23 protein-coding genes are annotated in these 24,687 nt (G+C 35.9%); 12 read left to right on the forward strand and 11 right to left on the reverse strand.

Going from position 1 to position 24,687, the window contains the following annotated elements:
• Positions 1–55: 55 nt before the first annotated feature.
• Both ACKTTZ_RS10365 and ACKTTZ_RS10370 read right to left on the reverse strand, forming a co-directional pair.
• Positions 56–625, reverse strand: a complete 570-nt coding sequence (locus ACKTTZ_RS10365; protein WP_407848711.1) for a GNAT family N-acetyltransferase — start codon at positions 623–625, stop codon at positions 56–58.
• Positions 626–801: 176 nt separating this feature from the next.
• Positions 802–2,331, reverse strand: a complete 1,530-nt coding sequence (locus ACKTTZ_RS10370) for a trypsin-like peptidase domain-containing protein (protein WP_407848713.1) — start codon at positions 2,329–2,331, stop codon at positions 802–804.
• 339 nt (positions 2,332–2,670) lie between these two features.
• On the opposite strand from ACKTTZ_RS10370, the gene ACKTTZ_RS10375 reads away from it, so the two are divergent.
• From ACKTTZ_RS10375 to ACKTTZ_RS10390, 4 genes are read left to right on the forward strand one after another with little or no spacing between them, the layout of a single operon-like run.
• On the forward strand, positions 2,671–4,032 hold the full coding sequence (locus ACKTTZ_RS10375; RefSeq protein WP_407848715.1) for a rhodanese-related sulfurtransferase: 1,362 nt from the start codon (positions 2,671–2,673) through the stop codon (positions 4,030–4,032).
• Between the two features lie 57 nt (positions 4,033–4,089).
• Positions 4,090–5,334, forward strand: a complete 1,245-nt coding sequence (locus tag ACKTTZ_RS10380; RefSeq protein WP_034694603.1) for a peptidase U32 family protein — start codon at positions 4,090–4,092, stop codon at positions 5,332–5,334.
• Entirely contained in the window at positions 5,334–5,564 is a 231-nt protein-coding gene (locus ACKTTZ_RS10385; protein ID WP_034694606.1) for a ferredoxin, read from the forward strand. Before ACKTTZ_RS10380 ends, ACKTTZ_RS10385 begins: the two co-directional genes overlap by 1 nt.
• A 5-nt stretch (positions 5,565–5,569) precedes the next feature.
• On the forward strand, positions 5,570–6,145 hold the full coding sequence (locus ACKTTZ_RS10390; protein ID WP_407848718.1) for a 5-formyltetrahydrofolate cyclo-ligase: 576 nt from the start codon (positions 5,570–5,572) through the stop codon (positions 6,143–6,145).
• Here ACKTTZ_RS10390 and ACKTTZ_RS10395 read toward each other — a convergent pair.
• Positions 6,094–6,675, reverse strand: a complete 582-nt coding sequence (locus ACKTTZ_RS10395) for a hypothetical protein (RefSeq protein WP_034694612.1) — start codon at positions 6,673–6,675, stop codon at positions 6,094–6,096. The genes ACKTTZ_RS10390 and ACKTTZ_RS10395 overlap by 52 nt on opposite strands.
• Positions 6,659–7,840: a hypothetical protein gene (locus tag ACKTTZ_RS10400; RefSeq protein WP_407848720.1), complete on the reverse strand. Its 1,182-nt coding sequence runs from the start codon at positions 7,838–7,840 to the stop codon at positions 6,659–6,661. The genes ACKTTZ_RS10395 and ACKTTZ_RS10400 overlap by 17 nt, the downstream gene beginning before the upstream one ends.
• A gap of 183 nt (positions 7,841–8,023) precedes the next feature.
• On the opposite strand from ACKTTZ_RS10400, the gene ACKTTZ_RS10405 reads away from it, so the two are divergent.
• A complete protein-coding gene (locus tag ACKTTZ_RS10405) occupies positions 8,024–8,353 on the forward strand; it encodes a hypothetical protein (RefSeq protein ID WP_034694620.1) in 330 nt (109 codons plus the stop codon).
• Between the two features lie 116 nt (positions 8,354–8,469).
• Here the strand turns inward: ACKTTZ_RS10405 and ACKTTZ_RS10410 are convergent, their stop codons facing one another.
• From ACKTTZ_RS10410 to rmuC, 4 genes are all read right to left on the reverse strand, one after another.
• On the reverse strand, positions 8,470–9,237 hold the full coding sequence (locus tag ACKTTZ_RS10410; RefSeq protein ID WP_034694622.1) for an RNA methyltransferase: 768 nt from the start codon (positions 9,235–9,237) through the stop codon (positions 8,470–8,472).
• 20 nt (positions 9,238–9,257) lie between these two features.
• Positions 9,258–10,049, reverse strand: coding sequence for a type II CAAX prenyl endopeptidase Rce1 family protein (locus ACKTTZ_RS10415; RefSeq protein ID WP_407848723.1), 792 nt, complete (start codon positions 10,047–10,049; stop codon positions 9,258–9,260).
• 90 nt (positions 10,050–10,139) lie between these two features.
• Positions 10,140–10,979: a LytTR family transcriptional regulator DNA-binding domain-containing protein gene (locus ACKTTZ_RS10420; protein WP_407848725.1), complete on the reverse strand. Its 840-nt coding sequence runs from the start codon at positions 10,977–10,979 to the stop codon at positions 10,140–10,142.
• A gap of 12 nt (positions 10,980–10,991) precedes the next feature.
• Positions 10,992–12,497: a DNA recombination protein RmuC gene (rmuC, locus tag ACKTTZ_RS10425; RefSeq protein WP_034694631.1), complete on the reverse strand. Its 1,506-nt coding sequence runs from the start codon at positions 12,495–12,497 to the stop codon at positions 10,992–10,994.
• Between the two features lie 222 nt (positions 12,498–12,719).
• Between rmuC and ACKTTZ_RS10430 the strand changes: the two genes are divergently transcribed.
• From ACKTTZ_RS10430 to ACKTTZ_RS10450, 5 genes are all read left to right on the forward strand, one after another.
• Entirely contained in the window at positions 12,720–13,394 is a 675-nt protein-coding gene (locus ACKTTZ_RS10430) for a response regulator transcription factor (protein WP_034694633.1), read from the forward strand.
• Between the two features lie 2 nt (positions 13,395–13,396).
• Complete coding sequence (locus ACKTTZ_RS10435; RefSeq protein WP_407848728.1) at positions 13,397–14,761, forward strand: ATP-binding protein; 1,365 nt, start codon at positions 13,397–13,399, stop codon at positions 14,759–14,761.
• Between the two features lie 532 nt (positions 14,762–15,293).
• Positions 15,294–16,568 carry a TolC family protein gene (locus ACKTTZ_RS10440; protein ID WP_253316338.1) on the forward strand — a complete coding sequence of 425 codons (1,275 nt, stop codon included), beginning with the start codon at positions 15,294–15,296 and terminating at the stop codon, positions 16,566–16,568.
• 3 nt (positions 16,569–16,571) lie between these two features.
• Positions 16,572–17,687, forward strand: coding sequence for an efflux RND transporter periplasmic adaptor subunit (locus ACKTTZ_RS10445; protein ID WP_407848730.1), 1,116 nt, complete (start codon positions 16,572–16,574; stop codon positions 17,685–17,687).
• A complete protein-coding gene (locus ACKTTZ_RS10450) occupies positions 17,687–20,785 on the forward strand; it encodes a CusA/CzcA family heavy metal efflux RND transporter (protein ID WP_034694638.1) in 3,099 nt (1,032 codons plus the stop codon). The genes ACKTTZ_RS10445 and ACKTTZ_RS10450 overlap by 1 nt, the downstream gene beginning before the upstream one ends.
• 59 nt (positions 20,786–20,844) lie before the next feature.
• Here the strand turns inward: ACKTTZ_RS10450 and ACKTTZ_RS10455 are convergent, their stop codons facing one another.
• Positions 20,845–21,600 (reverse strand): DUF5995 family protein, encoded by a 756-nt coding sequence (locus ACKTTZ_RS10455; protein ID WP_407848732.1) that lies wholly within the window; start codon positions 21,598–21,600, stop codon positions 20,845–20,847.
• Positions 21,601–21,810: 210 nt separating this feature from the next.
• Positions 21,811–22,065, reverse strand: a complete 255-nt coding sequence (locus tag ACKTTZ_RS10460) for a hypothetical protein (protein WP_407848734.1) — start codon at positions 22,063–22,065, stop codon at positions 21,811–21,813.
• A gap of 311 nt (positions 22,066–22,376) precedes the next feature.
• Here ACKTTZ_RS10460 and ACKTTZ_RS10465 point away from each other — a divergent pair, with 311 nt between their 5' ends.
• Positions 22,377–23,777, forward strand: a complete 1,401-nt coding sequence (locus tag ACKTTZ_RS10465; RefSeq protein ID WP_034694644.1) for an MAC/perforin domain-containing protein — start codon at positions 22,377–22,379, stop codon at positions 23,775–23,777.
• A gap of 195 nt (positions 23,778–23,972) precedes the next feature.
• Positions 23,973–24,140 (forward strand): bacteriocin-like protein, encoded by a 168-nt coding sequence (locus tag ACKTTZ_RS10470; protein WP_156106412.1) that lies wholly within the window; start codon positions 23,973–23,975, stop codon positions 24,138–24,140.
• Positions 24,141–24,175: 35 nt separating this feature from the next.
• Here ACKTTZ_RS10470 and ACKTTZ_RS10475 read toward each other — a convergent pair whose 3' ends face one another.
• Positions 24,176–24,646 carry a YciI family protein gene (locus tag ACKTTZ_RS10475; RefSeq protein ID WP_034694645.1) on the reverse strand — a complete coding sequence of 157 codons (471 nt, stop codon included), beginning with the start codon at positions 24,644–24,646 and terminating at the stop codon, positions 24,176–24,178.
• Positions 24,647–24,687 lie beyond the last annotated feature (41 nt).

Below are 24,687 nucleotides of genomic sequence, written 5' to 3' on the forward strand. Positions count from 1 at the left end.
TGCAGATTTCTGCAGCGTTTTTTGTTGATATGAAAAGCATTAATACATTTCCTTATTAAACATATTTCAAAAAATAAAGAGGATAATCCAACTCAAAAGTTTCATGGAAAATGGTAAATCCATTTTGTTGATAGAAGGTTCTATTTTCTAATGTTGTTGTTTCAACATATACGAGATCGCTCTTATATTTATTCATAGATTCATTTAAAAGTTTTGTACCTATTCCTTTTCCCTGTTCACCGGGAACTACAGCCATTAACCATAAATGAACAAATTTTTCTTCCGGATGAAACTTTGCTAAGAGTTTTTCTCGTTGTAAAACTTTAAAGATATTTTCAATTCCAATACAATTGAACAGTAATTTTATTTCAAGCCAGATTTTTTTTAAACTGAATTGGAATTTATCTAAGTATAAAATACATCCTTTGTGATCATCACTAAGAAATATACTTCCATTTAGTATTGATAAATCGAATTGAAACTCCATCAATGCTTTCAATCTTTTATATCTGTTACCAGAATTTTTTATAACAAAATTGATAGAATTAGGAATAAGAACATTGATGAAAGCCTGGCATAAAATATTAACGACTTTTTCTCTATCCTTATAGGTGGCTTTTTTCATGCATTTTTTGCTTTTTCAAATATATGAAAAATGGAATTATTATATATTGTTAATCAGTGTTTTGTGTGGTTTTCATTAGTTTCTGCATTGAGTTTAATTATCTTATTTTTTTTCATAAAAAAACCATTCTTAAGTAAGAATGGTTAGCTTTTTTAATGTTAAATCAAAAAAATCAATTAAGGCATTTTAAATCCTTTTGTATAAATTCTTCCGTAATCATCCACGAATTTCACCTGTACATTTCCTTGGTATTTTTCAAGGATCTTTTCAACATCTTTCTGTGAATTTACCGGTTTACCATTGACTTCAATGATGATATAGTTGTCTACGATTCCGATTTTAGCCATTTCGCTGCCCTCAGATACATTTTTAGCAACTACACCACTGTTCAGTCCGTATTCTGTTTTGAAACGCTCTGTAAGTGGATCAAATTCAGCTCCGATTTTTTCAGTTACAGTAAGATCTGCTTTCGTTCTTGTAGAAGTACCTCCTTTCTGGTCTCTAAGCGTTACAGTGGTAGTACCTTCTTTACCATTTCTTGAATACGTTACCTGAACTTTATCACCAGGACGTTTGCTTCCGATAGACATGGAAAGGTCAGCAAAATCCGTGATATCGTAGTTGTCTACTTTAGTGATTACATCTCCTTTTTTCAATCCTGCATCTTCAGCGCCACTGTTTTCACCAAATCCTGTAACATAAATTCCGGAACCTACTTTCAGATTTGTTTTGAACTGCTTATTGTATGAAGTTACCAATTGATCATTCGAAAGGTCTAAAGACTGAACACCTAAGAATCCTCTCTGTACAATTCCGAATTTCTTGATATCCTCAACAATTTTTCTTGCTAAGTTCGATGGCACTGCAAATCCGTATCCCTGATAATATCCTGTAGTAGACTGAATCGCAGAGTTGATCCCGATAAGCTCTCCATTTGTATTCACCAAAGCTCCTCCAGAGTTACCTGGGTTGATGGCAGCATCCGTCTGAATGAAACTCTCAATAGGATTAGTAGCTTTTCCCTGGCTTCCAAGAATTCCGATACCTCTTCCTTTAGCAGAAACAATACCTGCTGTTACCGTAGAGTTTAATCCCAATGGATTTCCTACTGCAAGAACCCATTGCCCTACATCAATATTGTCAGAATTCGCAAAATTCAGATAAGGAAGACCTTTTTCTTCAATCTTCAGTAAAGAGATATCCGTGTTAGGGTCTGTTCCAACCAAAGTTGCGATATATGATTTTTTGTTGCTTAGTACGACTTCAAGCTTATTGGCACCTGCTACCACATGGTTATTGGAAATGATATAACCGTCCGGAGAGATAATTACACCAGAACCCATTCCCGATGGCATATTATCAGGAGCCTGCTGCTGTTTCTGTCTCTGCTGGCCTCTTCCTCCGAAAGGATCTCCGAAAAAGAAGTCAAACAAATCCTGCTCTGAAGCTCTGCTTGCTGTTCTGCTCTGATAATTTTTAATGGTAACCACAGCCGGAACGGTTGTTTTAGCTGCCTTTACAAAATCTTCACCTACTGCTCCTGTATTCATTCCTGCGAATGAAGTATTGGGTGCTGCTGTTGTGAAATAAGATTGATCTCCATTGTTGGAGCTATGTCCGAAATATTGTAAAGCTCCAACGGTAGTAGCTCCGGAAATGACTCCAACTACTGCAAATGGTAATAGTTTTTTTAAAGTACTCTTCATTGTATATCTTTCTTGTTTATTAATTAATTTCTTTTTTATGTTTTTGAGTAAACAAATTTAATGTTAAATAAGTAAGCAATTAGTATGCTATGTTTCAATTTTAACTAAAATTTAACGGCTATTATATCATTTTATGCCTTATGTCATAATTGTTAATGCCATAGTTAACAAAACTTAAAAAAAAATTAAAGAAAATATGGCAGACTTATGATATAAAGTAAGCTTTTTTTCTTTGCTGGTCGTTAATTACTTTGTGTCTGTGATTTGTATCATAAATATACTTAATTCAAAAATACTTATCTTTGCAAAAATTTTATTCTCACTTAAAACGTTTATAGCATGCAACTGTATAACACCTTAAGCGCAGAAGAAAGAGCTCAACTTATTGATGAAGCCGGTAAAGACCGTCTTACTTTGTCTTTCTATGCGTATGCCAAAATCGAAGACCCAAAAAAATTTCGCGACGAATTATTTATAGCCTGGAATGCACTGGATGCGCTTGGCCGTATTTATGTTGCTAAAGAAGGAATCAATGCTCAGATGAGTGTTCCTGCTGATCAGTTTGAGGCTTTTCGTGATACGCTGGAAGTATATGACTTCATGAAAGGAATCCGTTTGAACGTAGCGGTAGACCAGGACAATTATTCTTTTTTAAAATTAACCATAAAAGTCAGAAACAAAATTGTTGCTGACGGTTTGAATGACGAAACTTTTGATGTTACCAATAAAGGAATTCACTTAAAAGCTCAGGAATTCAATAATTTATTAGAAGATCCGAATACCATTGTCGTAGATTTTAGAAATCACTACGAAAGTGAAGTAGGACATTTCGAAGGAGCCATTACACCGGATGTGGAAAATTTCAGAGAAAGTTTACCAATCATTAACGAACAGCTTCAGGATTTTAAAGAAGATAAAAATCTTTTGATGTACTGTACCGGAGGAATCCGTTGCGAGAAAGCCAGTGCTTATTTCAAACATCAGGGTTTCAAAAATGTTTACCAATTAGAAGGAGGTATCATTGAATATACACGCCAGATAAAAGAAGAAGGAATAGAGAGTAAGTTTATCGGTAAAAACTTTGTATTTGACCACCGTTTAGGGGAGAGAATTACAGATGATATTATTTCACAGTGCCACCAGTGTGGAAAACCTTGTGATAACCATACGAACTGTGCAAACGATGCTTGTCACCTTTTGTTTATCCAATGTGACGAATGTAAAGCGGCAATGGAAAACTGCTGTTCTACGGAATGTCTTGATACAATCCATTTACCTTGGGATGAGCAGGTGAAATTAAGAAAAGGACTTCAGGTTGGAAATAAAGTATTCAGAAAAGGAAAATCTGATGCCTTGAAATTCAAAAATTCCGGAGATTTATCAGATAAACCTTTAGCAAAAGCTGAAACTAAAAATATCCGTCAAAAGATTGCTGTCAAAAAAGAATTGATTGGAAAGGCAGAGCATTACTACTCAAAATCAAAGATTGCACAGTTTTTAATTGAGAATAAAGATCTGTCCATAGGTGATAAAGTATTAATTTCCGGTCCAACAACGGGAGAGCAGGAAGTTACTATTACTGAAATCTACGCTAATGGAGGTCCTTGCGAAACTGCAAAACCAGGAGATCAGATTACTTTTGCATTACCATTCAGAGTTCGCTTATCTGATAAGCTGTACAGAATTGTGCAAAATGCATAATTCAGAGCTTTCAGTAAATTATTTCTGTTTTAATAACCTAGTAATTCCGGACTCAAAATGACCAAAAACGGAACAATAGAATTGATGTCTCCTGCAGGAGATTTCATATCACTTCAGGCAGCTATAGATAATGGAGCAGACTCTGTCTATTTTGGGGTTGAGCAGCTCAATATGCGTGCCAGAGCAACAATGAACTTTACCATTGATGATCTGCCGGAAATTGCCGGAAGATGTGCTGAAAAAGGAGTAAGAACGTATCTTACCCTTAATACCATCATCTATGATCACGATCTTTCTATCGTCAGAACACTTCTCGATAAAGCGAAAGAGGCAGGTCTTACGGCAGTAATTGCAATGGATCAGGCTGTCATCTCATATGCAAGACAAATTGGCATGGAGGTGCATATTTCTACCCAGATTAATATCACCAATATTGAAACAGTAAAATTCTATGCTCTTTTTGCTGATACAATGGTAATGAGCCGTGAACTAAGCATCAGCCAGATCAAAAAAATCTGCACCCAGATTGAAAAAGATCAGGTAAAAGGACCTTCCGGTAATCTTGTTGAAGTGGAAATTTTCGGACATGGTGCCTTATGCATGGCAGTATCCGGGAAATGTTATCTAAGCCTTCATTCCCATAATTCTTCAGCAAACAGAGGCGCCTGCAAGCAGAACTGCCGGAAAAAATATACGGTGATTGATCAGGAGTCAGGTTTTGAAATTGAACTTGACAACGAATATATGATGTCTCCTAAAGACCTGTGTACGATTGGTTTCCTGGATCAGATTGTGGATGCCGGCGTGAAAGTCTTGAAGGTAGAAGGAAGAGGAAGGGCTCCAGAATATGTAGCGACAGTTACAAAATGCTATAGAGAAGCAATCGACAGTATTGCCGAAGGAACATTTTCTCAGGAAAAAGTGGATGAATGGATGAAACTTCTGGAGACCGTCTACAACAGAGGTTTCTGGAGTGGATATTATCTTGGCCAGGAGCTGGGTGAGTGGTCTTCAAACTCAGGTTCCGGTGCAACACAAAAGAAAGTATATATCGGAAAAGGACGGCACTTTTATCCGAAAGCCAATATCGCAGAGTTTGTGGTTGAAGCGTATGATATTTCTGTAGGAGATAATGTGCTTATACAGGGACCTACTACAGGATCACAGGAAATGATTATCGAAAGCATGATGGTTGATGAGAAGGAAGGAGCAGACAAGGCAACAAAATCTGATGTGATTACTTTTCCTACGAAGTTCCGTATACGCCCGAGTGACAAATTATATAAAATTGTGAAAACGTAATGGTCATTGCTACACTTCAAAGAGATAAATGTATTGGGTGTAATTACTGTGTAGAATTCGCTCCCGAATATTTTAGAATGTCTAAAAAAGATGGTAAATCAGTATTGCTTAAGACCATTGATAAAAAAGGCTTCTACACGTTAAAAACACAGGACCTGGAAGCGGTTGAATATTTGGAGAGAGCGGCCAACGCCTGTCCTGTGAAAATTATTTCTGTAAGAATCACATAATCATTATGCTGAAAGCTGAGCTTAGAAAAAAATATACTCAAAAAAGAAAGGCCTTGTCTACCGATGAGGCCTTCCAGTTATCTCAAAAGATTTTTGAGAATTTCATCCGGTATTTCCGTCCGGAAGAATCTGAGAAAGTGCACGTTTTCATCCCGATTCCGGCAAGAAAAGAAATTGATACCCGGATTTTCATTCAATACTTTTTAGCACAGAATATCCGTGTTTATGTACCTAAAATTGTGGGTGACAAACTTATTAATATCGAGATCTTTGAAGATACTGTTTTTGAACCCAACAATTGGGGGATCTCAGAACCTGTTTCCAATGTAGACTCCGGAGAAAAATACTTTCATTACGTGATTACGCCTTTGTTGTATTGTGACCAAAAAGGAAATCGGGTAGGATATGGCAAAGGATTTTATGACGGCTTGTTTCAAAATATATCTGAAGAGACAAAAAAAATCGGAGTCAATTACTTTGACCCCGATGAATATGTGGATGATGTCTGGGAAAATGATGTTCCCCTTGACTATTTGGTTACTCCTACTGAAGTACTGTCTTTCTTAAGCGGTTTGGAATAAAAATCCAAAAAGTAAAACTTAAATTCTTTTTTAAGCTTGGAAGTAGAAAGCAGGATATACTGTGCATTCTTTTCAAAGCTTCCCAGCGACTTATTTTTATTGTCAAAGTATTCTACATTGAACTTGGCATAGTCTAATGTATCCTTTTTATAAAACTCTTTATAAACATTCAGGTTGCTCACCTTGGCTGTTTTTGCTTTCATGCTGTCAAGCTCTTTCAGCAATGTTTTGAAGGTGAGAGAGTCCGGTTTGTGGAAATAACTTTCCATTTGTGAATAAATCACGGTATCTATTTCTGTATTTCTGTTTCCGCTAAGATATAAGGTAGACAGATCAAGAAGCTCCTGAACTTTCTGTTTGGTGATGGAATTAATCGCCTGCATACTATCCATCTGTACGGCAGGATAGCTTTTTTCATTGTTGCTGTTTCGTAGTTTATCGAGGTCGCTCACCTCTGAGGTCTTATTATTACAGGCAATAAATAACGTCAGAAGCACGGTGAAAATTAAAAAATTACTTATTCTTTTCATCTGTGGTAGCAATTTTAAATTTGATGGATACAATTTTACCTTTGTTATCCTTTTTCATTTCTATTACATTCAGGTTTTTCAGAGAGGTCGTTGGTGTGGTTACCAGAGTGATGTATTTCTGCTTATTCAGGCTTTCTATACCATAAGTGTCATTATCATATACCTGATAGATTACCGCATTGTTACTGATCAGGTTCTCCAGCTGGTTTCTCTTCTGCTTAATAAGAGCAACCTGCTCATCGGGATTTCCTCCTTTGATATCTTTGATAGAGAAATAATAGACAGCCATCTTATAATCATCCGGCTTTAGTTCTATTTTTTCTTCTTCCGGGGCATTTTCAAGATTTCTGTTCACTTCCAGAGGCTCGTAGAAAGGAGCACTGATTCGCATTTTTAAATTTTTATCTTTGGTAGAATAATAAAAGCATTCACCAGGTTTTATTTTGTACATCAGTGGAGATTCATTTTCTTTCACTACCATTATTTCTAAGGTATTAATTACAGAAACTCCTCTGTCTTTGTCAATGAAACAATATTTGTAAGTTTTTGAAAAAAGTACATCTTTAAATCCAAGGATACCAGTAATGGTAATCAAAACTGAAGTGACAAGTGCCCATGCATTCTTTTTGAAGAAATTTTTCTTAGGCGAAACCGATGAAATTTCAACTTCATTTGTGGTAGTCTTGTTTTGTGTAATTTGTTGATTTTCAGTATTTGATTTTTGTAAATCACTGTTTTCTGGGGTCCTGATTTCAACTTTTTTAGGTTGAAATTCAATTTTTGGAAGTTCAGGAGCTTCAGAAACTGTTTTTTCAAGTTCATCGAGATCTTCGTCGTCAAAATTTTCATTTTCCTGAAGTAATTCACCCGCAAAAAGATGCTGCTTTTTGAAATCGTACCATGAGTTGTAACCTGCATAAATACTCAATAAATTGAGCATGTCTATTCTTGGTAGTTTAGTAACCGGTGAAGTTTTAAAGTAGGTGTAAAATGATTTTTCACTGATGTTACCTTTCGCTTTTTTTCGAAGGTCTTCCTGAAAATATATAATATCTATACCCTTCCACTTGGATATGTCATCCTGCGAAGGGGTATATTCTTTTAAGTATTGACCCTGAACATCCTTTTTTAGCTGTTCAAAGTGTAATAGATCTAAATCTGTCAATTTTTCAAAAAATAATTAAATTGTTGATTATCAGCTATGTTTTTTTGTAAAACTATTTTACAAAGGTATTACAATTATTTTTCATAGACAAATTTTCTAACTGCTCTACCTTTGTCTTGTTCAAATAACAGAACAGAAGAAAATTTTATAAAACAATATTAACAAAATTAAATTTAATTTATTATGAAAAAGTCATTATTCGTAGCTGCTATCGCTGCAATCTCTCTAGTTGCTTGTAAAAAAACTGAAGCTACTGCTACTGAAGGTACAACTGATTCTGCTGCTGCTACTGTAGCTGATTCTGCTGCTGTAGTTTCTGATTCAGCTGCTAAAGTTGTTGATTCTGCTGCAACTACTGCTGTAGAAGCTACTAAAGATGCTGCTGCTGCTACTACTGCTGCTGGTGCTGAAGTTGCTAAAGATGCTGCTAAAGGAGCTGCTGACGCTGCTAAAGGAGCTGCTGATGCTGCTAAAGGAGCTGCTGATGCTGCTAAAGATGCTGCTAAGAAATAATTCTAGCATACGCTTAACAATAAAAGAACCGTTTCACCCAGTGAAACGGTTTTTTTATGCTTAGTCATTGCGAGCCGAAGGCGAAGCAATCTCTATTATAAAAAGTTATATAGGATTTATCCTTTCTTCTGTTTCAAAGATTCATAACAGGTAATTGCTACCGCATTACTCAGGTTCAAAGAATCAATACTTCCGGCCATCGGAATTAAAGTGTTTTTTCCTTTTCCAATCCAGAAATCACTCAATCCTGAATGTTCCGTCCCGAATAATACTGCTGAACGCTGCTTGAAATCTCTCTTATAAAGATCTTCAGCACTTTCGTCCATAAGCGTTGTGTAGATATTGAAGCTGTTTTTTTGCAGGAATTCCAAGGTTTCTTCATTCTCAGCCTGATAGACTTCCATCCCAAAAAGGCAGCCAACACTGGATCTGATGACATTGGGATTGTAAAAATCAGTTTTCCCATCAGCAACAATCAAAGCATCCACTCCAAAAGCTTCACAACTTCTTAAAATAGCGCCAAGATTTCCTGGTTTTTCTACACCTTCAACAATAATTACCGTAGAATCTTTTTTAGGAACAAATGAAGAAAGTGAATTTTCTTTTGCATGGTAGATTCCGATAATCCCTTCAGAACTACCTCTGTAAGCTATTTTTTCATATACTTTTTCACTTACATAATGGATTTTTCCATTGGGAAGTGTTCCTTTAAAGATATTTTCAGAGATAAAGAACTCCAACGGTTCAAAATCATACTGTATGGCTCTTTCATTTTCCTGCTGGCCTTCTACTACAAAAACTTTTGATTTTTTACGAAACCTGTTGTCAGTAAGGAGCTTAGTGACATTTTTTATTTTATCGTTTTGAAAACTTTCTATCAACATGCTGCAAAATTATGCAAAATTTATGATTGAACTTCTCTGGTTTTGATAAAAAGCTTTTTCCATGTGACCTCCATTGGAGTTTTATTTTTCCTTTTATAATAGATGACCGTTAAGATCAGGACGGCAATGGATAGGAATTTATAGATATTTCCATATAGATTCCCGGAAACGTTTTCTGATACATTAAAGATTTCCCAATACAGATTCATAAAGAAATGAAGGAAGATTGCGGTCCATAAGTTGTATTCCGATTCAAAATATGCCCAGGCAAAGAATACTGATCCTAAAAATGTAATGGCAAATATCTCGGTAAGCTCTATTAAGTTCTGACTTTGGTATAAATGTACCTGTGCAAATAACAATGAACCTAATAAGGCAGATGATAAAAATCCGAGTCTGGTAAACCGATATAGTATTCCGATAAGAAAAGCTCTGAAAATAATCTCTTCAAAAAATGCTGAAGATAATGTGTTGATAAATAACGTTTCAAAATTTATTTTACTGATTATTTTAAAATGAATCACATATCCAATCAACATAGAAAGAGTACTGATAAGAGCTAAAGTGAAACCTTTGAAAATAGGTTTATCTAATGAAAACAGGTCTGAAATGTTTCTTTTTGGAAATAGAATTTTTAGCGTAACGATTAATGGGACTAAAGTCACGGAGTAAGCAATTATATGGGCTATTGCTTTACTGTGAAACAAATCTTTTGAGAAAGTCTGTATGGTTTTAAAAAAGAGAAAATCGAAAAAATAATAGGCTGTAAACCCTAGAATAAAAATGAAAAAGAAGCGGATATTTTTGCTCATGTCTGTTAATTTTGAGCAAAAATGTAGCTTTAAATCAATGCTTTCAAGTTAATGTGATCAATGACAAAGAATAGTGACGAATGACAAAAATTATGAATGCTGCTGTTGCAATTGAGGAATAATTGAAGAAATGAAACTCCTTGAAACAGGGATTTCAAAATCGATTTCAGGAAGGATTAATTTATAACCCTGAGCATTTCCTTTGAGATTTTTTACCCTTCCAAGATTGACAATATAAGAACGATGGCATTTTTTAACAGAATCTGTTTCAATTTGTTGTAAAACACTGGCTAAACTTATTCTGATCAATGTTTTTTGTACGCTATTATTCTCTAGAAAGTAAAATGTACAGTAATTTTCCATAGACTGAACGCAAAGAAAATCTTTTTCATTCATGATAAGCTCGGTATTCTGGGCTGATATTTTTAACAGATTTTGTCGTTGTTCAGAAGCTGAAACGGGAAGATGTTGAGAAATATCGAGGGCTTTCTTTTCATGAATATTCTTTAAATAGATGTACCGTGATAAAATATAGATGATTGAAACCGGAATACCGATTGCAAGAGAATATAAGAACATGTAGAAATAATTGCCAAGATCCAGTGCTACATGGCTCAAGAATAATGAATTGTAAAAGTAGGATAGAACAGAGCTCAGGAATAGAATGAGAATTATTTTTAAAAACTCCGCACCAATATTCCAGTTGCTGAAACGGGAAGTCATAAGATTAGCAATAAAAAATGCCATTCCAAAAATAATGCAATAGGGGAAAAGTAGTAAAAACTTGTAAGGATGTTGGAAGTTTTCGGTGCCAAAAGGCTGAAAAATAATCAGAAACAAATAGACAGCAACTCCTGCCCCCAATGAAGAAACGAAAATTTCTTTGATAGATTCGGACTTTGGGTATGGATATGCTGTAAATGAAAACATAAAACCTGGGATTTAGCTTTCTGATGGTTCAATAAGATTGCCGTTGTCGATAAGACTTTGAGGCAGGTCTTTTTTATTTTTTATTCCTAATGACTTCAATTTCTGAGTCTGGATCACCAGGTTGTCATTTCCGGTGTGAAGCTGTTTGTAGGCATCATTGAATACGTTTTTCGCCTGATCCAGATTTCTGCCTACTTTTTCCAGGTTTTCTACAAAACCTACGAATTTGTCATAGAGTCTGGCTCCACGATCAGCAATTTCAATAGAATTTCGGTTTTGATATTCGCGTTTCCAAAGATCGGCAATCAGCTTAAGAGAAGTGATCAGATTGCTTGGGTTAAGCAAAAGAATTCTTCTTTCATAGGCATAGTTCCAAAGGTTTTGGTCTGCCTGCATTGCTGCAATATAAGCCGGTTCACTCGGAATAAACATCATCACGAAATCCAATGATTTTCCATAGTCATCGTATGCTTTTTGACTGAGTTGATTAATATGGTTTTTGATAGATCCAAGATGCTGGCTTAGTTTTATAGCGTAGACATCTGCATCGGTTTCGTCTACCAATTCTGTAAAAGCAGTCAGAGATACTTTTGAATCAATAATAACATTCCTTTCGTCAGGGTATTTTACAACGGCATCAGGACGCATTTTCTTTCCGGAGAATTCTGAGAATAAAGCTTTATTGTCTTCATCACGCAATTCATGCTCGAGGAAATATTCTCTTCCTTTTACCAATCCTGATTTTTCAAGAATGCTTTCCAGAATCATCTCGCCCCAGTTCCCCTGGGTTTTGCTTTCTCCTTTCAAGGCACGGGTCAGTTTTTTGGCATCATCGGAAATCTGCTGGTTCAGTTCCGCCAGTTCCTTTACTTTTTCAGCTAGAGAGAAACGTTCTTTATTTTCCTTTTCGTAGGCTTCGTTGACTTTATTTTTTAAATCCGCGATTTTCTCCTGAAACGGTTCAAGGATATTTTTTAAGTTATTTTGATTTAAGGCAGTAAACTTTTCAGTTTTTTCTTCTAAAATTTTATTGGCAAGGTTTTCAAACTGAAGTTTAGAATCTTCCTGAATTTTGACGATTTCTTCTTTCTGGGTGTCAAGAGATTGTTGAAGACCCTCATTTTTGGCAGAAAGTTCAGAGTTTTTTGCAAAAAGAGTCTGCTTTTCAAGAATGTGAGTCTCTATCTGAGAAGTCTGTCTCTGATGGGTTTGTTTCAATTCCTGAAACTGAAGATTTAAAGAAGAATATTCGGCAGATATTTTAGAAAATTCATTTTTCAGGTCATCCAGCAGATCCTGCTGCAGCATATTGGCTTCTTTTTCTTTACTGATATTCTGAGTAAGCTCCTGAATTTTCAGATTTGAATTTTCAAGATCAGACTGAGTTTTTATAGATAAGGTGTTCAGTGTATCATAAGAACTTCTTGAAACCATTGATGACTTCAGTGCAAAATATAATATAACAGCGCCCAGTACACCACCGGCAATCAATCCAATAATTAAATATATCATCTCCATGTTTCAAAATTATGAAAAAAGGCTGGAAGAAGGAAGGGGGATGCTGGAAGTTACTTCTGTGCAGAAAAGGACTGACTATTTTTTAAAATTAATTTCAATGTTTTTAAAAGCTGAATAAAATGGGAGATCATTGTTTTATAAAATTATATTACCTCTCTCTTCCAGCCTCCGGCTTCCTTTCTGAACAAGAATACTTATATTTATGGGAAATTTCAGAGACTTATGAATATTTTGTTGGTAGAAGATGATCAAAGAATCAGCAATTTTCTGATTAAAGGCCTTTCTGAGGCTGGCTATAATACGACCCTTGCAGATTCCGGTGAAAAGGCGCGTGAGCTTCTTCATACCTATGATTTTGATATTATTTTAATGGACATCATGCTTCCCGGATTGGACGGAATGCAGCTTACACAGATTATCAGATTTAAAGGAAACTATACCCCGATTTTGGTTTTAAGTGCCCTGAACAGTCCTGATGATAAAATCAAAATGCTCGATATGGGCGCTGATGATTATTTATCCAAACCCTTCCATTTTGAAGAATTGATTTCAAGGATTAAGGCTTTAACCAGAAGAAATAAACTGAGCTATCAGAAAGAAGATCAATATTTATCATGCGGAAATATTATGATTGATACCGATCTTCATAAAGTAACTCAGAATGACAAAGAAATAGAATTTTCCCCTACGGAATACAAACTGTTTACTTTTCTGATGGAGAATAAAAATAAAGTGCTGAGCAGAACCCAGATTTTACATAAAGTATGGGGAATTGATTTTGATAATACAACGAACGTAGTAGATGTTTATATTTCCTATGTCCGTAACAAGATTGATGAGACTGAACAGAAAATTATTCATACGGTAAAAGGAACCGGATATTTGATCAAAGACTGAAAATGACGCTCAGAAACAGATTTACCCTTATTTCAAGCCTGTCATTCGGCATTGTTTCTATCATCACATCTGCGGTGATATTCTTTGCTTATTATGACAGTACCAAGATTTTTTATTTTGAAAAGCTAAGAAATACGGCTCTTATCTCTGCTATTTATTATCTCGAAAAAGATGAACTCCCAAAAGACCGTCATGCTCAGATCAAAAAAGAATACAATCACCTGATTCAGAATAACAGGGTAGCGGTTTACAATCAGAATAATGAAGTTACTTTTGGACACAATCTGAATGATAAGAATATAAAACCTTCTCATTTACAGGCTGTCCGAAATAACAAAGGAATACAGTTTATGTCTGATAATCAATTCTATTATGGGATTTTTTATCCGGACAATCAGGGAGACTTTGTTGTTTTTGTGAAATCTTCCAACGACTCTTTCCAGTCGCAGATCCTGAGATTGGCTATTATCATGCTTTCCGTATTGCTGATTGGGCTGCTTGCAATTTATTTTCTGAGCAGATACCTTTCTAAAGTGGTTTATAAACCTATTTCCAATGTAGTAGAACGGATCAATAAAGTGGAATATAATAACATTTCTACGGCAATCATTACTTCTACCAATACCAATGACGAGATTGAAGATCTGATAAAATCCTATAATAAACTGCTGGGCAGAATTTCAGAAAATGTACTCTTGCAGCAGAACTTTATCAATTATGTTTCTCATGAATTTAAAACACCTTTAGCCGCTATTTCAGGAAACCTGGAAGTCTTTGCCCAAAAAGACCGTACACCGGAAGAATATAAGGAAGTGGCCAAAGAGTCATTGGAAAACGTATATGAGATTGAAAATATTCTCAACAATCTTTTGCTGATGTCCGGAATGACAAAGCTTGAGTCTTCTCACAAACCGATGAGAGTAGATGAGCTGATCTGGAAGATTTATGAAAAATTAGAACCTAAAGCAAAAGAAAACCGTTCATCCATTAAAATACAGCTTCAGGTAACGAAACCTGCTTTACTGGAATTTCCAGGAAACGAAACGCTGCTGTATCTTGCGTTGTATAATATTGTAGAAAATGCGATCAAATATTCCTTTGATAAACCTGTTGTGATTACATTATCAGAAAAGGCCAATCAGTTGTATATCGAAGTCAAAGATGAAGGAAGAGGAATTCCGGCTGATGACCTTGTGAAAATATCTGAAACTTTTTACAGAGGAAAAAATGTAGATACTGTAAAAGGCAGTGGAATTGGTTTATCACTTTCAAAAAGCATTTTTGATCATCATCATATTGTGATGAAAATAGATTCTGCTGTGAATGTTGGTACAAACGTTCTTCTGGAATTTCCTGCTCATTCCTGATTTTTTCTCTCGCTCTCTTTTAGCTTTGTCAATTCCAACTTTGTCACTCCGGTAGGAGTCTCGATATATTTTATAACCCAATTAATGTAGAGTATAGATTCCTTCGGAATGACAAACTGGACGGATAGACTTTACGAATAAATAATCTGCTCAATCAACAAAACCTGTGAGAAAGACTATTCAATTCAATAGGAGCGGGTTTTAACCCGCTTAAGATATACATTTAACATCTCTCGGCTTTTAGCCAAAACATACCCATTCAAACACAATTCCCAGGAATAAAAAAGTTTCTAATCAAACTTTGACCATCATCATATTGTGATGAAAATAGATTCTGCTGTGAATGTTGGTACAAGCGTTCTTCTGGAATTTCCAGTTTATTCCTGATTGTGTTATTCGTGAAAACGTTTGTGTTATTTGTGTTTTTTTAAATTCTAATCAAACTCTAATGTTGAACTAACCGAATTTTAATTTCCTTTACAATTCCCTCTAATATGAGGCAAATAGCTTTGTGGTCTTAAAATAAGAGACCTTGAAGAAGCTATTTTTTACACTATTTTATATTCATTGTTTCAGTTTCTTTTCAGCACAGATTTCAGATACCCTGAAAATTGGAAGAAAGGAAGCTGAAACTATCTTTTTGGCTAAAAACCTCGACCTCATTGCACAGAAGCTTGAAATTTCACAAGCCGAGGCAAGAGCTGTTCAGGCTAAATACTGGCCTAATCCTACATTAAGTATCAGCGAAGTTAATTTATGGAGAACTTATGACATAGAAGAACAGCCGGCATTGATCGGAAACTGGGGAAAAAACACCCAGATTTCTGCGGAGATAGAACAGGTGATTCAGACTGCAGGTAAAAGGCGAAAAAATATTGAACTCCAGAAAATAGAAGTGGAAGGAGAGAAGTATGAACTGCAGGAAGTTTTGCGTGAACTTAAGAAGACCCTCAGAAATACCATTACCGAAGTTCTTTACAATCAGGAACAGCAGAAAATCTATCAGGGGCAGATCACTTCCATTGAGAAATTAACAAAATCCTACAATAATCAATTAAACCTTGGTAATATCAGTAAAGCTGAGTACGTCCGCTTAAAAGCACAGGAAATTGAATTCAAAAAGAAGCTGATTTCATTAAAACAGGAAATCGAAGATCAGCAGGTAGAGCTTAAAGCCTTATTGATGCTGCCTTCTCAATCTTATCTGGTGATAACAGATTCATTTGTCATGCCTGAAAAACAGCTTTCTGAGTTGGAAGTGAATCAATGGATAGACAAGGCAAAAGAAAACCGCCCTGATATTATGATTTCGAAAAATAAAGAGAAACACGCAGCTAAAAACCTGGAAATTCAAAATGCCATGAAAACTCCTGATGTTGCGGTTTCTATAGGATATGACCGTGGAGGAAATATCATGAAAGACTTTATAGGATTAGGTGTTTCTATGGATCTTCCCATTTTCGACCGTAATAAAGGGAATATCCAGGAAGCAAGGCTTGAGATTGAGAAAAGCAAACTGGAAACCCGCAAAAACATGTTGAAATCTGAGAACGAAATTGTTTCTGTCTTTAGAAATTATATCAGAACACAGCAGGTTTCAGAAGAGATCGATGACAATTACGAGTCTACTCTGGATGGTTTACTGGTAAGCCACGAGAAAAATTTCAGACTAAGAAATATCAGCATGCTGGAGTACATGGATTTTCTGGATACCTACATTGGAAATAAAATGATCATCCTGGATACTAAAAAAGAATTGAATCAATACTACGAAAACCTGCAGTATGTTGTAGGACAAGATTTATAAGATATGAACAAAAATATTACTAAATACACTGCTGCAGCTTATCTGTCTGCCCTCATTATTTTTACAGGCTGTGCCGGAAAACAGGAAAATAAAGAAGCTGAAAAAAGTTATTGCATCAGCAAAGAACTTAAAAAAGATATTAAACTGGCCAAAGCAGAACTGCTTCCCATAGAAGAAAGTATCACCCTTACCGGAGAAGTGGAAAGCAATTCTGATAAAACAGTTCCTTTTGTAAGTCTTGTAGACGGAGTGGTGATAGAAACTTATTTCTCACTTGGTGATTATGTAAAAAAAGGGCAAACGTTGGCAAGCGTAAAGAGTACAGCCGTGAATGAAATGCAGGATGATACTCAAACTTTGCAGGCTCAGCTGGCTGTTGCGAAAAGAAAACTGTCTTCCGTAGAAGCCATGTATAAAGATGATATTGCCTCTCAGAAAGATTTGCAGGAAGCACGTTCTGAAGTAGCCATACTGCAATCCAATATTTCCAAGACGCAGAAAAATATGCAGCTGTATTCAGCGGGAGGAAATACCATTCAGATAAAAGCTCCGGCAGACGGATATGTTATTTCAAAAAATATTTCTAAAGGAATGCCTGTTACTGCAGGAGGAGATCAACTGTTTACTATTTCCAATCTGGATAAAGTATGGGTAATGGCCAATGTATATGCTACCAACATGAGACATGTCTATGTAGATCAGCCGGTAGTGGTCAAAACGCTTGCTTATCCGGATGATAGTTTTTCAGGGAAAATCAACAATATTTCTCAGGTTTTTAATGAAAATGAAAGAGTGCTTAAAGCTAAAATCATTATGGATAATAACGGGATGAAGCTGAGACCGAGAATGTCTGCAGATGTTGTATTGCCAGTGAATTCACAAAATAAAAGCGCATTGGCTATTCCTGCGAAAGCCTTAATCTTTGATAACAACCAAAGCTACGTAGTGGTTTACAAAAAAGACTGTGAATTGGAGATCAGGCCAGTAACAGAAATTGCTTCCAACAGCCAGTATATTTATGTAGAAGGCAATTTAAAACCAGGTGAAAATGTCATTGCTTCCAACGGACTATTGATTTATGAGAACCTGAAAAACCAATTAAATACCTCCACGAAGTAATGCGAAAATTTGTACAGAATATAGTTTCCTTCTCTTTAAAAAACTCACTGATTGTTCTTTTGGGGACTTTTCTTTTGCTGGCCGGAGGAATCTATTCCTATATGCATACGCCTATTGAAGCATTTCCGGATGTTACCAATACAAGGGTGAGAGTGATTACCCAATGGCCGGGGAGAAGTGCTGAGGAAATTGAAAAATTTGTCACTTTACCTATTTCCAAAGAAATGAATGCCATCCCGAATAAAACTTCGGTGCGTTCCATTTCCTTATTCGGATTGTCTGTGGTGACAGTTATTTTTGATGATCATGTGAATGATTTTTATGCACAGCAGTATGCTTCCAATAAACTCGGAAATGTAGAACTTCCTGCCGGAGCAGAATATAGTATTGAGCCTCCTTCGGGAGCTACAGGTGAAATTTACAGATATATTATCAAGAGTAAACTTCCCATCAAAGAAGTAACCGCTATTCAGGATTGGGTGGTGGAAAGAGAATTGCTTGCCGTTCCCGGAGTGGCAGATGTGGTAAGCTTTGGTGGAGAAGAGAAGACCTATGAAATAAAAATTAATCCTACGGAATTACACAATTACGACCTTTCCCCCCTGGATGTGTATGAAGCGGTTTCGAAGAGTAATATCAATGTAGGAGGAGATGTGGTGGCAAAAGGTGATCAGGCTTATGTAGTGAGGGGGATTGGTCTTTTGGAGAAAAAAGAAGATATTGAAAACATTCAGATTGAGGTAAAAGGTTCTACGCCTATTCTGGTGAAACACGTAGCAGAAGTAAAAGTATCTGCAAAACCGAGATTGGGACAGGTAGGATACAACAAAGAAAATGATGTTGTAGAAGGAATTGTGATCATGCTTCGGGGTGAAAATCCAAGTGAAGTGATTGCCAGACTGAAAGACAGAATAGAAGAACTGAATGGGGGAGAACTTCCCGGTGATGTACAGATTGTTCCGATCATCGACCGTACAGAACTTGTGAACACAACGGTTCATACCGTTTCCAAAAACCTTATTGAAGGAGTTATTCTGGTTTCCATCATTGTATTTATTTTTCTTTACAACTGGAGAACCACTTTTATTGTAGCATCAGTGATTCCTCTGGCTTTCCTGTTTGCTATTATTATGTTGAAAATTCAGGGTCTGCCGGCCAACCTGATTTCTATGGGAGCACTGGATTTTGGATTGCTTCTGGAAGGAACACTGGTTATTGTGGAACACGTCTTTGTCGCTCTCGAGCTTAAAGCGAAAAAGATTGGGCTGCGTAGATTCAATAAAATTTCAAAACTGGGAATCATCAAGAAAAGCGCAGGAAGTGTGGCAAGTTATATTTTCTTTGCCCTGTTGATTCTGATCGTTGCGTTGATGCCGATTTTCTCTTTCCAGAAAGTTGAAGGAAAAATGTTCTCACCATTAGCATTTACACTAGGATATGCATTATTGGGATCACTGATCTTAAGTTTGACTTATGTTCCGGCAATGTGTAAACTGTTATTGACCAAAAATATTGAAGAGAAAGAAAACTTTATTTCAAGATTCTTCAGAGTTAATATCTATAGAATTTACGAATTCAGTGACCGTCACAAAAAAGGATTTATCATTGGTTTCGTTGCTTTGCTTGCTGTTTGCGGATGGAGATTCTCTAATTACGGATCCGAATTTTTACCCAAACTGAACGAAGGAGCCATCTACGTAAGGGCAACCCTTCCCAACAGTGTCAATCTGGATGAATCTGTACGATTGACCAAAGAGATGAAGGAGATTCTCATGAAGTATGATGAAGTAAAATTTGTTATGACCCAGACAGGTCGTCCGAATGACGGAACAGATCCCACCGGATTTTTTAATATCGAATTTAATATTCAGCTGAAGCCGGAAAATGAATGGAAGAAAAAAATATCCAAAGAAGAACTCCTTGAAGAAATGAGAGTTTCCCTTGAAAAATTTCCGGGTATCAATTTCGGATTCAGCCAGCCGATACAGGATAATGTGGAAGAATATGTGGCAGGAGTGAAAGCTCCGCTGGTGATTAAGATTTTTGGAAATGATCTTTTCGAACTTGAAAATTATGCCAATAAAGTAGCCAATTCTATCAGAACAGTTCCGGGAATATCCGATGTAAATGTTTTCAAAAATATCGGACTTCCGGAGTTGAGAATACAGCTTCACGACTCGAAAATGGCAAAATATGGAGTATCCACGGCAGATGCACAGGCAGTCATCGAAATGACGATCGGAGGACAGGCTGCCACCAAGTTTTATGAAGAAGAAAGAATGTTTGATGTAATGCTTAGGTTTGAAAAAGATTACAGAGATACACCGGAAAAGATGGGAAACATTCTCATCCCTACTCAGGACAATAAAAAAGTTCCGCTGAAAGAAATTGCAACCATTGATTATCATACCGGACCATCATTTATTTACCGTGAAGGAAACAGCAGATATATTGGAGTTGGATTCAATATTGAAGGTCGAGATTTAGGTAGCACTATCAAAGAAGCCAAAGCCAAAGTAGATAAGGAAGTAAAGCTTCCGAAAAATCATAAAATGACGTGGGCTGGAGAATTTGAAAGTAAAGAAAGAGCCGCAAAACAGCTGGCTATGGTTGTACCAATTTCTTTAGTTCTTATTCTGATGCTGTTGTATTTCAACTTCGGAAACATAAAAGACACGCTGATTTCTTCCATCACACTGGCATTTGCGTTTATCGGAGGATTCTTATCCCTTTGGTTTACGGGAACCATCTTCGGAATTTCAGCGGGAATCGGTTTCATTATCCTTTTCGGAGTGGCAACCATAGACGGTATCGTTCTGATCGGGGTCATGAAAGAAAACCTACAAAACAGGATGTCCCTCAAAGAATCCATAGCTGAAGGAGTGAAAAGCAGAATCCGTCCGGTGGTGATGATTGCCCTGATGGGATCTATGGGACTTCTTCCGGCAGCCATGTCAAACGGAATGGGCTCTGAAATTCAGAAACCTTTAGCCATTATGATTGTAGGCGGGTTGATCGTCTGTATGCTGCTGTCATTTACAATATTACCTATCATTTTCCATTATGCCTACCGTAAAAAGCATAAGGAAGCAATATAGTTTCTTTTATTTTGTTCATTATGAGGCCGGGATCCGTGAGGAAGATCCCGGCCTTTTTATTATGAGTTTTTTGTAGATTCTAAAATCTCAATATTCTTTACTACATCACTGCTTTCACATTTTTTTAATTCTTTTAAAAGAGCAGGAGTGAGGATTTTCGGGTTCAGAATTTGGGTAGCAACTTTAGCGGCTGCGTAATCTACAATACCAATCACCGATTCTATAAGGAAATTCGGAGTGTTGGAGGTAATGACTGCCGTGGCCCATGAAGTATCTCTTGCTTTGGAAATGGCAAAATCCAATACAGCATTATCTTTTCCATTTGAGAGTTTGTCCACAAGATCCACAGGATAGCAGATTTTATTCAGAGAATCCTGCACGTTCTGATTAATGGAAGCAATGACATTATTAATGTTCTCAAAATCTTTTTTCAACGGATTTATTTTCCGGTAAGGCATAATAGAAGCGGCAGAAACACCGAGATCCAGATTGATGTGAGCATTCATCCCAAGGAATATATGCTGCAATATCAAAAGGTTTTTGTTTTTAGTGGCTTCAAAAGCAGTATACCAGGAATTGGTACATCTTTCTCCTTTACTATAGCTTTCCCATGCCTGAAGATATCTTTGTGCAAAAGCAATATCAAGCAATGTCATTCTGGGATTATCTTCAAATTTTTTCTGCTGAATTCCTTTCAGAACCTGTGCGGTCATGATCCGGTAAGTACAGGCAAAATATCCTGCAGGACTCTTGTTTTCCTTACACCAGATAATAATTTCATCCAGTTTTTTCAGAACTTCCTCAATGGTTTTCATGATGGTTTTTGTTTACTTAAAGATACTAAAAAAGAGGCGTCTTAAAATTGTCATTCTGAACACAGACTAAAGTCTGCGAACGTAGTTCATCAATGCAGTGAAGAATCTCATGTAGTTGTTTATCAATAAGATTTTTCCTTCGTCAGAATGACAAAAGCCAATTGTTTGACTTTTGACAGCCTCTTTATGTATTGTTTATTCTGATTCTGATTATGGGATGATGGTTATCGGATCAGTGATGATAATCGGATCGGGAAAAGGTTCAAGAACAAGAGGTTTGCAGATGGCTGCCGGTTGGCAGGTTCCTCCCATGCATATAAAGTTAGTCATTGTGGTAGTACCGTCAGGACATCTGATCATGCCTTCTCCAGGGCATCCTCCCGGGCATTCCGCCGGATAGAGTGTTCCACCGAATACATCTTTCAGTTCTGTTCTCGAAAGTTTTGTAATGTTTAATTTTTTCATGAGTTTAATTTTTAATTATGGTATTGGTTTGTTGTAACCCGCTCGTCATTAATAGAGTGAGTTGCTATAAGCTAAAATAATTAAATTAATTCATTGATAAAAGAAATATATTTTAAATTTTTAATTCATTTTGTATGTAATCTTTTGAAATAAAATTGGTTGTATTTTTAAATATGTATTTATTTCTATTTAAAGAGAGATAAATTATTGCGATTTTCTATTGTTAACGTTCTATTAATTCCCTTATTCATGATTTATGTCATTCTGGTTTTGAATGCAAAGAATTAAGTTTGTGCACTTAAAATAAAAATATGAAAAAACTAAGTTTCTTTTTTACCAGTATTGTTTTGCTGTTTTTAACATCTTGCTCTACTGAAGAATTTGAAAATTCTAACCAAAATGAAAACTCAAAAAAAAGTTCAGGGAGAAATTCGGCTAAATTTGCTGGTGATGGCGCTTATGACATCTTAGGATATGGTTATAACGCAACTGGAGAATATGCAAATTCAAACTCCTCAGGATATCAGGTAATTGATCTTGAAAAGTTCAAAAACGAACAGGCCGGAAGATTGATTACTGATAATGTATTTTCTCAGGAATATCTTGAAGAATACGGTGAAAATGCAGAAGCGTACTCAAAAATGGTATCTACGAAGGTAGGAGCAACAGCAGGATTCTCTTTATTTAAAAAGCTCATTTCTGTTACTTTTAGTTCTTCGGTGAGTAATACTACAACCAATAAATTTGATGCTAAATATATTTATGGAAGCTATAATCTTTTAATTAAACAAAGAAGATTCAGATTTAATGCTACTCCTGTTTTATTATCAGATTATCTGACTCCGGAGTTTACGAGTGATCTACAGAACAACAGCCCTGCACAGATTGTAAACGATTATGGAACCCACGTTGCGGTAGATATTTATACCGGTGCTAAGCTAGATGTAATGTTCCAATCTGAAACAACGAATCAAAGCCGTGAAAAGGCAGCCAGAGTGGGTGTTAAGGTGGGTGTAAAAAGTATTTTTGATGCCAATGTTGATAACGATGTAGATACTTCAGAATCCAATAAAAACTTTTCCAGAAAACTATCCTTTAAAACAAGAGGAGGAGATCCGTCTAAGAGTTTGGTAGGAGAGTTGAACCTAGATCAGGCGAATCCTAAAATTAATATTTCCAGCTGGCAGAACAGTTCAACACCAACGAATGCGGTATTGGTAGAGTTTGGAAGCAATGGTTTGGTTCCTCTTTATGAACTTATTAAAGATCCAGTGAAGAAAGCTCAATTGAAAGCTTATATCGATCAATATTTAATTGATAATCAGGTGAGATTAGATTATACCAATACGGCAAACCTTGTCAATGGTAATTTTGTTAGAAATCCTGCAACCAACCAGATCTTTTTTATGTTTGAAAACAAACTGAGATATATCCAAAGCCCTATGACTCTTTATGGATTATTTAATATTACCAGTGGTGAAATTGCTACGGTGAGCCCAAGCAATTTATCAACAGTAGAACGTGGAGCAGATTTAACGCCTGATAATGATCTTAAACAGGACAATTATACCAATAAGATTTATATGAGAGAAGGCAATACTTTAAGATATATTCCAAATATTGGTATTTATAATAAATATAGATTTAATAATAATGCAGTTAAAAAAATAAATGGTACAAATGGCTATACAATAGGTAGCGATATTTTTTAATTTAAAATGATAACTGTAAAAAGAGACTGTCACAAAAGACAGTCTCTTTTTACAGTTATCAAATGTTTGCAGATAATGATTTGAAATGTAGTGGATTTAAAAATAAATTGTATATTTATTTCCAGGTAAAGAGAAATAATAAAGAGGAATCCGAAAATCTTAAAGAGTAGGAAATCAAATTAAACTAAATTAATCATGAAAAATTTAAAAAGCTTAAACAGAAAAGAGTTGAAAACTGTTTTAGGTGGCGCAGCATTAGCTTGTGAAACACCTGTAGATGGAGGCTGCCCGGCAGGATATATATTCTGCAGCAATCCTTATTGCTGTTATCCACCAAGAAAACCCTATATCTGTTTTGATTAAGAAAAAAATCCCTCAACTGAGGGATTTCTTATTTATTAAGGATTTTCTTTTGAGATTTCATCGTGATGCTTTAGATACAAAGGTAACGCTGCTGAACCATACCAAGGGAAAATTTCATAGCTGAAAACACCAGCCTGAACCGCAGGATCGGTTTTTACCCATTGTTCAGCTTCTTCCTTAGATTTGGTGTTGAAAATAAACATGCCGCGGTAGTTTTCTTTATTCTTTTCAAGAAAAGGTCCGGCAACAACAATTTTGCCTTCATCTGCCAGTTTCCCGATATTCATCATATGGCCTTTCATGAGTTCTCCCATTTTAGCTTTGTCTTCAATTTTAGCAGAACCTGATGTCAGCATGACAATCGTATAAGGTTTCATTCCATATTTGTCAGCTCCTAAAGAATTGGCCAGTTCCTGATTATATTTAGGCTTTTCCGTTTTCTTTTCCTGAGCAAAGGAAAAAGCTGATATGAGAAGACCTGCAAGTAGTAATGTTCTTGATTTCATCTTGTTTTATTTTGATAAATATAATAAATCCTTATAGATTT

The organism is Chryseobacterium sp. KCF3-3, from assembly GCF_045865955.1.
GTDB lineage: Bacteria > Bacteroidota > Bacteroidia > Flavobacteriales > Weeksellaceae > Chryseobacterium.